Origin of the sequence: Bremerella sp. TYQ1, assembly GCF_020150455.1 — a bacterium.
GTDB classification, from domain to species: domain Bacteria; phylum Planctomycetota; class Planctomycetia; order Pirellulales; family Pirellulaceae; genus Bremerella; species Bremerella volcania_A.
The window spans coordinates 4983052-4995497 of sequence record NZ_CP083740.1 but is presented as its reverse complement, the minus strand read 5'-3'; the positions used below and the strand labels follow the sequence as shown (position 1 = coordinate 4995497).

Here is a 12446-nt window from a genome sequence, read left to right as displayed (position 1 = left end):
CCAAGATTGCTGAGTTTTTCCGACGCCATTGCCGTTCAGTAACTTAGTCGAACTTCAGCGAGATTTGCTTCAAACGCTTTTCGGTCTCTTCCATCAATGCGTTTTCCGCTGCTTCATCAGCAGCCACATACGTGACGGAGAAACGCAGGAATGAACCAGCGTCGTCCCATGGCACCGTGCAGATCGACTTTTCTGTGATCAGATACTGCGAAGCTTCCTCGGCGTTAGCAAAGCTTGGGCCACCTTCCACACCAGATGGGCTCTTGGTGTAAAGGAAGTAAGTTCCGCCGGGCATTTCGCACTGAAAACCGCAGCGGTTGAGCATGTCGACCAGCTTCTTCAAACGGCGCTGGTACTTCGTCTTAGTTTGCTTAGGAATGTCGTCGTTAGCCAACGCTGCGGCGGCCGCTTTCTGAATGGCAATAAACTGCCCGCTATCGCAGTTGTCTTTGACGTCGCTGAAGGCTTGAACGAGCAGTGGGTTTCCGCACACCCAGCCGATTCGCCAGCCGATCATGTCGAAGCCTTTCGACAGCGAGTGAACTTCGACGCCGACATCCTTCGCGCCAGGAACACTCAGAAAGCTAAGTGGTTCGCCTTCGAACGTCAGGACAGTGTGCGCCGCGTCTTGAACGACGACCAAGTTGTTTTCCTTGGCGAACTTCACGACTTTTTCGTAGAAGGCTTTCGTCGCGACTTTCCCGGTTGGGCTGTTGGGGTAGTTAATCACCAGCAGCTTTGCTTTTTCCTTCACTTCGCTCGGAATGGCATCGAGATCGGGGAAGAAGTCGTTCTCGGCAAGCAAAGGAAGCTTGTAAACAGCACCACCATAGTAAGCGGCGTGGGTGCCTGCCACGGGATAACCTGGTACCGTCATCAGGCAAACATCGCCTGGGTTAATAAAGCAAGCCGGCAACATTGCCAAAGCAGTCTTCGAACCAATGCAGTGGTTCACTTCGGTTGCCGGATCGAGTTCGACGCCGAAGAATCGCTTCATGAAGTCGGCAGCGGCCTTCTTGAAATCAGCAACACCATTGTCGGCATAGCCGCGATTCTCAGGTTTGTTGATCTCTTCGCCCATGACCTTACGGACCGATTCCGGGGCCATTTCGTCGTTTTCACCGATACCAAAATCGATCAGCGTGCGGTCAGGATAGTCGGCAAGTGCTTTTCGCTTGGCCCGTTTGATCTTTTCGAACTTGTAGATCGCGGTTCCCTTACCGTAGTTTTCGCCACCAATACGTTCAGCAAACAGCTTCTGGAAGTAGGGATCGCTCATGGTCTTCGTTCAGAGTTTTCTTAGGGTCAAACGGATGGCCAGAATTCAAACCTACTAGCCTACCGCCGGTGAAAAGAGACAACAACCGGGGCAGGGCGGTTCGTCAGAAGTGGGGCCACACCCTAGAATTACGACAAACTCTGGTACAAAGCGACGTGGCGATCGATCATCTGCTGAATGCTGAACTGTTCGGCAATCCGCTTTCGACTAGCCTCCGCAAAGCGATTGCGGAGGTCTTCATCTTCCAACAAGAAGTTGGCGAAACGAGAATACTCGGTCCGCTGGCCGAGCCCCACAAGATACCCGGTCTCGTCATGCTTCACCAAATCTTGATTACCAGGTATATCGCTCACGGCAACCGGAAGCCCGATAGCCATCGCTTCCATCAGCGCGTTTGACTGACCCTCGTAACCACTGGCAAGCATAAACAGTGTGGCATGCCGCATCAGCTCTGATACATCGGTCCGAGGCCCCACAATTCGCACTTTGTCGTCGATCGTCACTTGCTTGGTATAACGTTCAAGCCGTTCCCGTTGCGGGCCATCGCCGACGATCACGAGAAATGCATCATCACGAATGCGTTTTAGAATCTCGGTCGCCCAAATCAGATCCTTCATTCGTTTTTGTGGCCACAGCCGACCAACGCTGAGCATCATCTTTGCGTTGTCTGGCAGGCGAAGTTCGCGCCATAGTTCTTCTTTGCTTTTCGTCGGCTGAGGATCAATTAGGTCGATCCCGTTAGGAATGACGACAAACTTACTCTTGTCGCGTCCCTTCTTTACATAGAAGTCTTCAATCCCAGAACTGTTGACGACAATCTTCTTGGTCGCCCGATCGAGATAGCGATCGATCAAATGTTCGTGCGTTATCTTCCAAGGATCAACGCACCGTTCACCACACAAGATGTGCTTCACCCCTGCGGCATGGGCTGCCTTTCGGCCGTAGCTGTTCGCCGCGAAGAGCCACGTATGAACGATGTCAGGTCGGACCTCTTGGATATGCTTCTTGAGCCGCCAATACGCGGCCGGATCGATCTTCAGCTTCTTGCCGATCACGGTGACTGGAATTCCAGACGATGTCAGCTGTTCGCTATACGGCCCTCCTCGCGTCAAACAACAGACTGAGACATCAAACTGATCGCGCGGCAATCCCTTCGCCAAAAGCGTCAGCTGTTTCTCGGCGCCCGAGCGATCGAGCGTCGGGATGATGAGCATCAATTTCTGCATTGTTTCGACTTACGGCTTTCTTAACGACGGAGCCTAAACCACTCGGCGGCGTTCTTTTTCTAGCGAGTCCCACAGGAACTGCACCACTTTCGGGGCCATCAAGCTGTAGTAATTGAAGCCATGCCCCCCTCCCTTGGTTTCCAGATCGCACGAATGAGGAACCCCGAGCGATTCCAATTTCATTCGTAATCGATCGGAGCTTTCCCACCAAGAGGTGTCCTCGGGGCAGCAGCAAAAGAATTGATTCCGAGGCCAATTCAATGGGTGAATATGAAGGGTGGTCGTATCTTGCCGGGCCTGTTCGGCGTTGTCATACATTTGCCAGAGGTTGTCTTCTTCGTCTTCCCGCATCCGATTTTGATAATCAATCGCCGGACTCACCCCCGCTACGACCGGAAAGACATCAGGAAACTTATACGCAAACCTCAGCGATCCCTGCCCCCCCATGCTCGTCCCAAACAGAGCAATCTTTGGCGTCTTCGCGTCATATTCCGCTTCCACAAACGGAAGCACACTCTCTAGCAAATAAGTCTGAGCGGATCGCTCGCGATCAAACTCTGGACAAATTCGATCGGTCCACCAGCTTCGCTCGGTTACCGGAGCGATCACTGGCAGCCCCAATCGTTCGAATTGCTCGACGAATGCTGAGCTGTTCCACAGTTTGCCTAGGTGAACTCCGTGCAGATAGATTGCCACATATCCATGTTCGTTCCGCTGGCTTGGCTCGAATAATTCGCACGTATGGCCATCGACGACGACCTCTTTCCAGTTTCCATAGGTGGCTTGATCGGGCATGAAGAGCTTCCTGGTTATCCCACTAGAATACATCTTTATATTAACCGCTAAGTCCATCACCAGCCGAGGCGGCTATCGATATTTCGTCGCTGGGAATTGGCTTGGGGACCTGATATGATATTTCCCCGAGGGCATCCAGCCTTGACTCCGATACTCTTCCGACGGCAAACAGACGTACTTAATTAGTAAGGAAACACTGGCATGAAACCGCACCGTGGCGTTCTGATTTTGGTCTTGGGCATCTTGGGACTTGTTGGCTGTTGTATCTGTGCTCCAATCGCATGGTATATGGGGTCGCAGGATATGGCCGAAATCGAAGCTGGTCGAATGGACCCTGAAGGCAAGCAGATGACTCAGATCGGCATGATCCTGGGTATCGTTGGCTGCGTGTTGACGTTGCTGGGTATTATCGTCCAAGTCGGCATCATGGTTATGGCCGGCGGAATGGCTGCCGTCGCTAACTAGTAGCCGGCTTTATCGGACATGAACGAAGTTTTCGTCCTGCAGTTCGTGCTCTCTGTTCCAGCGATAGGCACACAGAAATCCGCCTTTCGCGACGCTGTAATCGAGACATGCCACGTTCTTGGCTAATCGCTGTGGCGTGTCTCGGCGTAACCAATAGTGACCGAGAAACACCGGTTTCTCGGTCTCGGCATAATGCCGCGACTCTCGCAAGACATTCTCGTCGAGTGGAGTATCGCAGCGAATCTCATCGGTCATCGCAAAGCTTCCATACGTATGCCCAGCCGGATCAAGATACCACCGCGTACGTGTCTTCGTGCGAGCATGGCCATCCTTGTCGAGAAAGCTGACGCCGCCGGGTAGCGGCATTTCCACGCCTTTAAGAATGGTCTCGACCTGAGCGAACAATGCCTCGCCCGGCGTGCATGCCCGGTGAAGAAACGTTTCTGTAATTCCCCCGGTGTGGGCCAACTCGGTCTCGATGTGATCGATCGCAATCGGATCCCAACAAGCGTGTACCGCTCGTAGTCCGTCCAATTCAAGCCACATCGGCAACGTGCGGAACCACTGGAGTGCGTCGGCCAGCTGCGAATCACTTAGCTGTATAAGCGTTTGGGAATGTTGTTTCTCATTTTTTGGCGTGTGAGGGCGAATGAACTCGCCCGGTTTTGCGGGGTGCGGCGTATGGAAAGCCATTGCGTTAAGCTCATGATTTCCCATCACCGTAAGAGCCGCGTCCCCATCAACCATCGACCGAACAATATCGAGGGTTTCTCGGATCTTCGGCCCGCGGTCGACGAAGTCGCCTAGAAAGATCACTTTCCGCTTGGAATGCCCGTACATTCCATTCTGAACGGAATAACCTAACAGTTCCAACAATTCACGCAGTTCGTCCGCGTGCCCGTGAATATCGCCAATTACGTCGTACATAGTTGCTCAGGCCATCGAAATCTTGTTGTCGATTGGGTTCTACAGCTTCATCCGGAGACAGCTTACAATGAACGTCCTATCGACGAAACGCGGATCCCCCCACTCAGGAACAGCCCTTGCGTATTCTGATCGAAACGGACGAACTTGCAGCCCGCGTTTGCGAGCTTTCCTCGGAACTTCGCGAAGCATACGGTGACAAACCGCTGACTGTGCTGGGGGTCATGACTGGTAGCCTGGTGCTGATGGCTGATTTGATTCGGCAGCTCGAAATGCCGCTGAAGGTGGGCGTGATGCAGGCCAGAAGCTATCGCGGAACGGCTACGTCGGCCGGCGATTTGGCTTTGAATCTGGATATGATGCCGCAGATTGCCGGGCAAGACGTACTTGTGGTGGACGATATCTTCGATACCGGGCACACTCTGGAAAACGTCTTGGCAAGCATTCGCGAACATCAACCGACCTCGGTTCGTTCGCTGGTCTTGCTTTCCAAGTCGGAACGACACGAAGTGGCGATTCGGCCTGACTTTGTCGGCTTTCATATTCCCAACGAGTTCGTCGTGGGGTACGGTTTGGATTATCAAGATCTGTACCGCAACTTGCCGTATGTCGCGGCGCTGGAAGACCACGAAATCGCTTCGCTCGCATGACCTCTCTTCGCCTGGCACTTGTCACACGTCGATTCTGGCCCCTGGTCGGGGGTGCAGAAATGGTCATGGCTAACTTGGCGGAAGAGCTCACCCAGCAAGGCCATCAAGTTCAGATCGTCACCGCGCAGTGGCATCCCGATTGGCCGAAGCAAATCACACATCGTGGTATTCCCGTAATTCGCCTGCCCAATCCTTCCGTGCGTGGATGGGGAACTGTCCGCTACATGATGGCTCTCGGTCGTTGGCTACGTAGTCACGAACAAGACCTCGACGCCGTCTATGTTTCTATGCTGAAGCATAGTGCGGTTGTTGCGACTTCCCGGTTTCTCAACAGTAACGTCCCCGTGGTGCTGCGGGCGGAAGGCGCCGGAGAGACTGGCGATTGTGCATTCCATGAGTCTGCCAATTTCGGGCAACGCATCCGGCGGAGTTGCCAACAAGCGGATGGCTTTGTCGCCCCAAGTCAACAGATATTCGATGAGATGGCTGCCGCACAGTTCGACCGCGACAAAATCCGCTTCATTCCCAACGGTGTGAAAGTTGGGCCTCTTAAGACCGACGTACAACGTCAAGAAGCACGCAAAGCTTTAGCCACCGCCAATCCCATTTTAACCCTGGCCGAATCGGCTCCGCTGGTTGTCTTCACCGGCAGATTGCATCCTGGAAAAGGGCTCACCAAATTAGTTCGTGCTTGGCCTCGTGTTTTACAGCGATTCCCGATGGCGCGGCTGTGGCTCATCGGCGAAGGGCCGCAAGAAGGCGAACTTTCCTCGATGATCGGTGCGATGGGATTGCAAAGCAGAATCTTGCTGCCAGGCGCTTTTGATACCGTGGAAGACGTTCTGGCCGCTGCCGATGCATTCGTTTTGCCATCGCTTCATGAAGGAATGTCGATTGCTTTGCTCGAGGCAATGGTCGCAAATCTGCCATGTGTTGTCAGCGATATTCCTGGGAACCGTATCTTGATTGATCCGGAAGAAACAGGACTGATCTTTCCAGTTGACGAGATTGACCGTCTGGCGGACCAACTGATTCGGATCCTGGAAAATCAGGACCTTTCCCGACAATTGGGGACGGCCGCAAGGAAACGCGTGATCGAGCATTTCAGCCTGAAACGCAATGCAGAAGACCACGTCGCACTGTTTCACTCTTTGATGGAAACCAAGCGCCTCCGCTAATCGGCATGCATTTTGCTGTTCTCTGGATATAAGCAACCACTTTATCTCAGAGCAAACGATGTCTACCGCAACGTCCGACGATCAACGAAACGAAAGCCAAAGCTCGGAGAAGGACGAGTCTTCGCAGCAAAAAGACAAGCCAGAAGGCCTTGTCGATATTCTCGAGCAAATGAAAGAGAACACCGATGGCGACGAAGTTACCATCGACGACACGCTCGATGCACTAAACAGCCGAAGCTTCGGCCCTTTGTTGTTAGTGCCAGCTATCATGGCCGTATCCCCCATTGGCGCAATTCCCGGAATGTCGATCGTTACCGGATGTGTGCTGATGTTGATTGCTGTCCAAATGGTCTTTTCCGACGGCCATCCGTGGCTGCCCAAACGTCTGCTTGAATTCTCTTTCTCACGAGAAACGATGACCGAGGGAATTGACAAATCACTTCCTTGGGCGAAGTGGCTTGAAGGTTTTACCGAGAGTCGTCTGCAGTTCTTAACCCAGGCTCCTTTCCACTACGTGATTGCCTTTGTCATTGCGTTTCTCGCGTCACTTTTCGTTCCTTTGGCCTTCTTGCCGTTTGCCGTGGCCATTCCAGGAACTGCGATCGCATTATTTGCTTTAGGGATGACGGTTCGCGACGGCGTGATGGTTCTTCTCGGTTTCGCAGTCTCTTGTGCGGCGGTTGCCGTAGCGGTCTACTTCTGGCCGTTCTGATCTGCAGCTCGGTGCAACTGAGAATGCTCGACGATCTCATTGAGAAATAAGCGGCGAATGGCGTCGTAGCCGCGGTCATTCGGGTCTTCGATATTTTCAAAGAACCAATAATGGGGATCATCAGCCACATAGGTTGATCGCCAAAACTGCGTCGCATGCGATCCATGCCCTAGGAACGCTTCATGTAGCGGGACGTGAAACACATTCGGCCGATCATCAATCGCTTCACGGATGACTTGATTATATCGCCCGTGAATGGCCAAAGCGTCAGGCCAATTGGGAAGATAAACACTCGGAGCATCACCTACGCCGTCGGTCGGATCATAGATATCGGCAAGGTAGATCTCGCATCCGCCCGGGAATGCCGACTCAATCTTGTCGAGCATTTCGCCGAGTCGAACTCGGAACGAGGCGATCCAAGGCTCGGCTTCCGCTAACGTCGCACCATACATGGCACACTCCTTGGGTGGTCGCCGGCCATAGCTGTGGATCAGATCGTTGCCGCCACTTGTCATCACAACGATCCCGAAGACATCCGGGTCGTACTGCGGTAAGCGATCCTCGATGAGGCGGCTATGCTCTTTCGATGTCGAACCAGAGACAGCAAGGTTCGTGGCTTCGAGTTGAGGAATCACCTGCGAGAGCGACTTGCCCTGCATGTCATCGAACTCATCGGCCGGGTTCGCGACGAGTCGATTAAAAAACGTGTGATCCTGCGAATCGGCTCCTAGACCTGCCGTAATGCTGTCGCCAAGTCCCAGCAGAACGACTCGCTGCTCGGTCCATATCTCATCAAACGGCTCTGCAGGAACTTCCGGTCCAGCAGGTCCGCTTCCGATAGGGCGAAGCATGAAATACTGGACGTAGAATATCGCAAAGCAAACGACGAACACCCCGGTAGAAATTAAGACAATGAGTCGTCGCGAAAGGGTTGGCACAACATGCTCCTGAATGAACCGGATTGTCCGAACTACATTTCCGTTTCCATCGATTCATATAACTCGACGAGGGGCTGGTGATCGACTTGAATTAGCCCCCGACGTGGTCGATCGAAATCCAAAATAACGAAAAGCACGAGCGTCAAAAGCAGGTTAAACGCTATCCATAACCATAGATATCTTTTACCGACTTGTCCCGAAGAATGCCCAGTAATCACGCTGGAAACCAAAATACATACCGTCAACAAAATGAGTACCGCTTGCGGCATATGATTGCGTGTCGACCAGGTTCGCGTCGCGTTTAAGTCGATCACTTCGTTCAGAGATGGAACAATCTGACTGACCAACATTCGATCCGACTGCTCGCGCGTCGCAGCGGAACATGTTTGCCAAAGCTGATCGAGTTCGCGGTCCATCTCTTGTAGCGTTTCAGTGGAAACCGCAGGGTCGAGTCCGAACTCGAAGAACCTTAGTCGCTGCTCTGTAAACCGCTTAAGCCCTTGCTGCATTTCCAGGCTATGCGGGGCTTCCAGCAACTCGGTTCTTAAGTAGCACGTTCCGATGGCATTGGCTTCATCGAGGACAAGCCGTTGCCGCTGATAGTGCTTGGTGCTTGTCGTCGAAAATGAAAAGCCCAGCAGCAGCGCGGCAAGTCCGAGAATGCTTGCCTTCAGGCCATTGCTGACCGCTCTTGAGCCGTCCGACTCCCTGGCCCGATCTTGCCATCCGAATCGGAAACCGATTTCGTTGGCGATAAACGTTAACAGCAATATGCAGCCAACGATGCTCCACGTTGGCAGATCATAGATACTCCCCATTGGCACCTGCCCCCGATTCGGTTGTTCAGCATCGAAAGAGACACTGCCTGGATCATAATCGGGGGAGTTTCCCGCGGGAAGGACTCTCTTTCCCGCTATTCCGGCAACGCTTCCAATGGACGAATCTCGACCGTCCCGACCGAAGCAGGCGGCAGGCGAGCCGCGATGGCGATTGCCTCTTCTTCGCTCTCGACGTCCAAGATGTAATAACCGCCGAGTTGCTCGGTTGTTTCCGCGAATGGCCCTGTCGTGACAAGTTGTTGGCCGTCACGAATTTGCAAACTTTTCGCCGTCGAAACTGACTGCAGCGGAGAAGATGCGACCAGCTTTCCTTCACGCTCCAGTTCGTCGCAGATCCCCATACTTTTTCGCATGCAAGCTTCACGAGTTTCCGGGGTCCAATCTGACTCGGAGCTATAAATCAACAGCATGTATTTCATAACCATCTCACTTTCAGGTAAGTCGCAAGCGACCGAGGGCATTACTCCCGGCGGGCGTCGGCCAAGCACAATTCTATCGACGCGAATCGGGAGGGCTCAAGCGAAGGGTTTTCGAGACAGCACTTTGCGGGCATCGGCCAACTGACCTCGATGCGACATCTCGTGCATCGCGATAAATAGAAACAATCGAGCGTTGGTCTGAAAGTCGGGGTCGTCGGCAATTGCCTCCCAAACAAACAACGGCTTCGCGTCGAGACGCTCGTCGCCCAATTGTTGAAGCAACGACAACGCCTGTTGATGCGTATCGCGATAGGCCTGCAAAATTGTATCGTAGGCGGGATAGAACGACGCTTCATACCTCGGTTGCGTCCCACCTGAAAACCGCTCTTTCCAATCTGCAACGGGGCTCTCTTGGCCAGAGATCATCGCCAGAAGCCCCGATTTAGAAAACGTCATATGCCCCAAAATCCAAGTCGGATGATTTCCCTGACTGCCCGTCGGATCGGTGAAGGGTGCGTCGGCAAGATCTTCCGCGAGGGGCAAGATCCATTCGTAACTGAAAGTCAGGGATCGCTCGATGATTTCTGAGGGTCGCATACCGATAACTCCGCTGATATAGACTAAGAAGCTCGCTTCTACCATCTAATCGAACGGCGCCGACGCGAATCGACAAAGCCTCTGACTTTTTTCAAAAACAACCAACGCATTCTATCATGATGAAGGAGTCCACCACCCTTATTTGCGATCTTCGACAAGACTTCCGGCAAAGGGGATCTTGGTCGTTTTTCGATCGAGCAACGGCTTTAATTCATAAATGTTGCGATATCCGTAGCTGTACAGCGTGTTGTAAGTATTCAAGTTCAGCGATGCCACAGGCGCCTTAGTGGCGAATGCGGTAGGCTCGTTCTTGAAATTGTTGTTGCAGTAAATTACGACTTTGGTCTGTTTATCAGGAATCACTTTCGCCAAATCTTCTTCCGTCATATCTGGCAGCGAAATGTGAACGGCTCCCTTCACATGCAACAAATCGTACATCGCTTTGCTACGGGCATCGAGAAACACGGTTTCAGAGTCTTCCAGCATCCGCAGAAACTCCGCTTCCGAGATACGCCGTTTCTCGCGTACCTGAGCAACCTCTTGGGCCTGTTTTAGGAAACCTTGATAGTCGATCTGGGGGTTTTCTTCATTGACATTTGCCGCCGTAGATTCCCGCTGCAGTACGGTTCCAGCGATCAAAAATCCAAGCCCACAAAGCAATACGGAAGTTGCCAAAATTGCACGCATGATTCGTCTCCTGGGAATCGATCGATGAATAAGCGGGGGACGCAATCTCCCCTACCCAAGACGACGACACAAAGCCTAATGCAGATTTCAAATTCCCGTAGAATTATTCAGCCGCCATGAACAGCGAATCGGAAGCTCTTTCGACCGAACAAGATACGTTTCTCACCGAGCAAAGTCGTGCAGCCCCTCGCCACTTCTCATTTGCCATCGTAGACGAATCTGTTCCAACTGTTCCGCAACTTCACGAGACGAAAGGTTGAGAATTTCCCCGATCTGCTGCGAGGATGTTCCTTCTAGAAATAGGCGTGCCACCAATAACGTCCGCGCATCTGGCAAATGACTCAGCCGCAGAACAAGCAATTTGGCAAACGCTTGGACAATCTGCGCGGAGGGTTCGAGCCCTAAGCACTCTCGAAAGCGAACATTGTGGGGCGTATGACCGTGAATACCTCGGTCGGATTCCAGCACATGCTGGGCAGCTTGCCACAAGAGTGGTTTCCAGAGATCACCTTTTTCGCTCCAGCTCGGAAATCGACTCTCTCGCGTCCCGACAAAAAGACAATTGACCGCGAACTGTTCGATACCCGAGGGCCGATGTGAATGGGTTGCTAGCAAGTTGCCACGAGCTTTCGCACGCAAGTAACGGAAGTATCGATTCCACAGCACTTCTTCCGATTCCTGCATTTCCGACTGCAGCCATTTCATCCAATCCTTCAAACACGAAGCATCTCGCTCCGCATCGGACGGTAGCAACTCTTGCAAACGATCATTGGGATATTGAAAACGCATCGCCCCCTTCTCCTAAAAAAGGGAAAGCGTCCATCCCGCCCATTTTCCGAAATGAACGCTTTGCCCCATGCAGTGCTTGGCAGCTGCATGGACAGACCATTCAGCACAGTGAGGCTGATCGATTTGCCCTCACAACTTTGCTCGGCAAGACACTGTGAGGACAAAATATCACGAAGGCATCGAAAACGTTTTCCAATCGGAACTCAATCGGAACTGAATCTAAACAAGGCCTGTTTCAGACGGAACGTCTCGAACTTCTTGGAATTTGACCCGTTCGCATAAAAGTGGCCAGAAGCTGCGTATCGTAAACCGACTCGAGCGAAATAATCTGATTTCCATCCATCCGTATTTCGAGAAACGCCTTGAAGTCGAGCTCGCGGCGATTGCGTGGATGAATGGCCGTCATGACGGAGCTAACGATCACCACTTGTTCGTTGGGATCGCGCAGCAGCTGCACCTCTTTCATCTCGCTTAACTCGAAACCTTGATGCATTCGAGAAAGCACTTCCCCAAAATCGACCGGCGACTTACCTCCAGACGTACTCGGTTGAGATACAGTGGAAGCGGCAACGTTTTCACCGACCAGTAAGACGTCTGATTCCCTCACGCCCAGATATTGCAGCAGCGCCGCCGCGACCGAATCAGGTTCTGTGATAAAGCTGTCGGCTGTCAGTACCTTCGGCTGATCACTTCCATACTTCTGCGACCAATGCTGGCTGACGATAACTGCCAGGCGATCAAGCACCTCACGATTGACCGGCTTACGGCCATACTCAATATTGTGGATCGTCCGCACGCTTACCTGCAGCAGCTCAGCCAGTTCCGACCGCTGCAGATCCAGATCGAGCAACATCTGAGTTAATATGCCTGGCCGTGTTAAAACGCCTGTGGCACTGCGTCCCATACGACTGCCTTGGTACGGAAGAAATTCAAAGCCTTGGCTGCGAG

Annotated in this window: 15 protein-coding genes; 4 read left to right on the top strand and 11 right to left on the bottom strand. The window is 52.7% G+C overall.

Annotation, left to right across the window (positions count from 1 at the left end; translation table 11 throughout):
• Positions 1-43: 43 nt before the first annotated feature.
• The 3 genes from LA756_RS20280 to LA756_RS20270 form a co-directional block, all read right to left on the bottom strand.
• Positions 44-1279, bottom strand: coding sequence for an LL-diaminopimelate aminotransferase (locus tag LA756_RS20280; protein WP_224436554.1), 1236 nt, complete (start codon positions 1277-1279; stop codon positions 44-46).
• Between the two features lie 128 nt (positions 1280-1407).
• Positions 1408-2493 (bottom strand): glycosyltransferase, encoded by a 1086-nt coding sequence (locus tag LA756_RS20275; RefSeq protein ID WP_224436553.1) that lies wholly within the window; start codon positions 2491-2493, stop codon positions 1408-1410.
• Between the two features lie 45 nt (positions 2494-2538).
• A complete protein-coding gene (locus tag LA756_RS20270) occupies positions 2539-3300 on the bottom strand; it encodes an alpha/beta hydrolase-fold protein (protein WP_224436552.1) in 762 nt (253 codons plus the stop codon).
• A 201-nt stretch (positions 3301-3501) separates the two neighbouring features.
• Here LA756_RS20270 and LA756_RS20265 point away from each other — a divergent pair, with 201 nt between their 5' ends.
• Complete coding sequence (locus tag LA756_RS20265; protein ID WP_224436551.1) at positions 3502-3765, top strand: DUF4190 domain-containing protein; 264 nt, start codon at positions 3502-3504, stop codon at positions 3763-3765.
• Between the two features lie 9 nt (positions 3766-3774).
• On the opposite strand, the gene LA756_RS20260 is transcribed toward LA756_RS20265, so the two are convergent.
• Positions 3775-4692 (bottom strand): metallophosphoesterase, encoded by a 918-nt coding sequence (locus LA756_RS20260; protein WP_224436550.1) that lies wholly within the window; start codon positions 4690-4692, stop codon positions 3775-3777.
• A 116-nt stretch (positions 4693-4808) separates the two neighbouring features.
• On the opposite strand from LA756_RS20260, the gene hpt reads away from it, so the two are divergent.
• Genes hpt through LA756_RS20245 form a run of 3 tightly spaced genes read left to right on the top strand, consistent with a single transcriptional unit; the run spans position 4809 to position 7229 of the window.
• Complete coding sequence (gene hpt, locus LA756_RS20255; RefSeq protein WP_224436549.1) at positions 4809-5339, top strand: hypoxanthine phosphoribosyltransferase; 531 nt, start codon at positions 4809-4811, stop codon at positions 5337-5339.
• The gene (locus LA756_RS20250; RefSeq protein WP_224436548.1) at positions 5336-6517 is read left to right on the top strand and encodes a glycosyltransferase family 4 protein; all 1182 of its coding nucleotides are present in this window, start codon (positions 5336-5338) and stop codon (positions 6515-6517) included. Before hpt ends, LA756_RS20250 begins: the two co-directional genes overlap by 4 nt.
• Positions 6518-6575: 58 nt before the next feature.
• Entirely contained in the window at positions 6576-7229 is a 654-nt protein-coding gene (locus tag LA756_RS20245; protein ID WP_224436547.1) for an exopolysaccharide biosynthesis protein, read from the top strand.
• On the opposite strand, the gene LA756_RS20240 is transcribed toward LA756_RS20245, so the two are convergent.
• The 7 genes from LA756_RS20240 to LA756_RS20210 form a co-directional block, all read right to left on the bottom strand.
• The gene (locus LA756_RS20240; protein ID WP_224436546.1) at positions 7211-8167 is read right to left on the bottom strand and encodes an SGNH/GDSL hydrolase family protein; all 957 of its coding nucleotides are present in this window, start codon (positions 8165-8167) and stop codon (positions 7211-7213) included. The genes LA756_RS20245 and LA756_RS20240 overlap by 19 nt on opposite strands.
• 32 nt (positions 8168-8199) lie before the next feature.
• Positions 8200-8985, bottom strand: a complete 786-nt coding sequence (locus LA756_RS20235; protein WP_224436545.1) for a hypothetical protein — start codon at positions 8983-8985, stop codon at positions 8200-8202.
• Between the two features lie 95 nt (positions 8986-9080).
• Positions 9081-9425 carry a YciI family protein gene (locus LA756_RS20230; protein ID WP_224436544.1) on the bottom strand — a complete coding sequence of 115 codons (345 nt, stop codon included), beginning with the start codon at positions 9423-9425 and terminating at the stop codon, positions 9081-9083.
• Positions 9426-9521: 96 nt separating this feature from the next.
• Positions 9522-10022, bottom strand: coding sequence for a DinB family protein (locus LA756_RS20225; protein WP_224436543.1), 501 nt, complete (start codon positions 10020-10022; stop codon positions 9522-9524).
• Between the two features lie 138 nt (positions 10023-10160).
• Positions 10161-10709 carry a rhodanese-like domain-containing protein gene (locus LA756_RS20220; protein WP_224436542.1) on the bottom strand — a complete coding sequence of 183 codons (549 nt, stop codon included), beginning with the start codon at positions 10707-10709 and terminating at the stop codon, positions 10161-10163.
• Between the two features lie 162 nt (positions 10710-10871).
• The gene (locus tag LA756_RS20215; RefSeq protein ID WP_224436541.1) at positions 10872-11498 is read right to left on the bottom strand and encodes an ECF-type sigma factor; all 627 of its coding nucleotides are present in this window, start codon (positions 11496-11498) and stop codon (positions 10872-10874) included.
• 235 nt (positions 11499-11733) lie between these two features.
• Complete coding sequence (locus LA756_RS20210) at positions 11734-12402, bottom strand: helix-turn-helix transcriptional regulator (RefSeq protein WP_224436540.1); 669 nt, start codon at positions 12400-12402, stop codon at positions 11734-11736.
• Between the last annotated feature and the right edge of the window lie 44 nt (positions 12403-12446).

Excerpts from the sequence above, each read along its gene's own strand:
- LA756_RS20280 (WP_224436554.1), bottom strand. The coding sequence starts at position 1,279 with ATGAGCGATCCCTACTTCCAGAAGCTGTTTGCTGAACGTATTGGTGGC.
- LA756_RS20275 (WP_224436553.1), bottom strand. The coding sequence starts at position 2,493 with ATGCTCATCATCCCGACGCTCGATCGCTCGGGCGCCGAGAAACAGCTG.
- LA756_RS20270 (WP_224436552.1), bottom strand. The coding sequence starts at position 3,300 with ATGCCCGATCAAGCCACCTATGGAAACTGGAAAGAGGTCGTCGTCGAT.
- LA756_RS20265 (WP_224436551.1), top strand. The coding sequence starts at position 3,502 with ATGAAACCGCACCGTGGCGTTCTGATTTTGGTCTTGGGCATCTTGGGA.
- LA756_RS20260 (WP_224436550.1), bottom strand. The coding sequence starts at position 4,692 with ATGTACGACGTAATTGGCGATATTCACGGGCACGCGGACGAACTGCGT.
- LA756_RS20250 (WP_224436548.1), top strand. The coding sequence starts at position 5,336 with ATGACCTCTCTTCGCCTGGCACTTGTCACACGTCGATTCTGGCCCCTG.
- LA756_RS20245 (WP_224436547.1), top strand. The coding sequence starts at position 6,576 with ATGTCTACCGCAACGTCCGACGATCAACGAAACGAAAGCCAAAGCTCG.
- LA756_RS20235 (WP_224436545.1), bottom strand. The coding sequence starts at position 8,985 with ATGGGGAGTATCTATGATCTGCCAACGTGGAGCATCGTTGGCTGCATA.
- LA756_RS20230 (WP_224436544.1), bottom strand. The coding sequence starts at position 9,425 with ATGAAATACATGCTGTTGATTTATAGCTCCGAGTCAGATTGGACCCCG.
- LA756_RS20225 (WP_224436543.1), bottom strand. The coding sequence starts at position 10,022 with ATGCGACCCTCAGAAATCATCGAGCGATCCCTGACTTTCAGTTACGAA.
- LA756_RS20220 (WP_224436542.1), bottom strand. The coding sequence starts at position 10,709 with ATGCGTGCAATTTTGGCAACTTCCGTATTGCTTTGTGGGCTTGGATTT.
- LA756_RS20215 (WP_224436541.1), bottom strand. The coding sequence starts at position 11,498 with ATGCGTTTTCAATATCCCAATGATCGTTTGCAAGAGTTGCTACCGTCC.
- LA756_RS20210 (WP_224436540.1), bottom strand. The coding sequence starts at position 12,402 with ATGGGACGCAGTGCCACAGGCGTTTTAACACGGCCAGGCATATTAACT.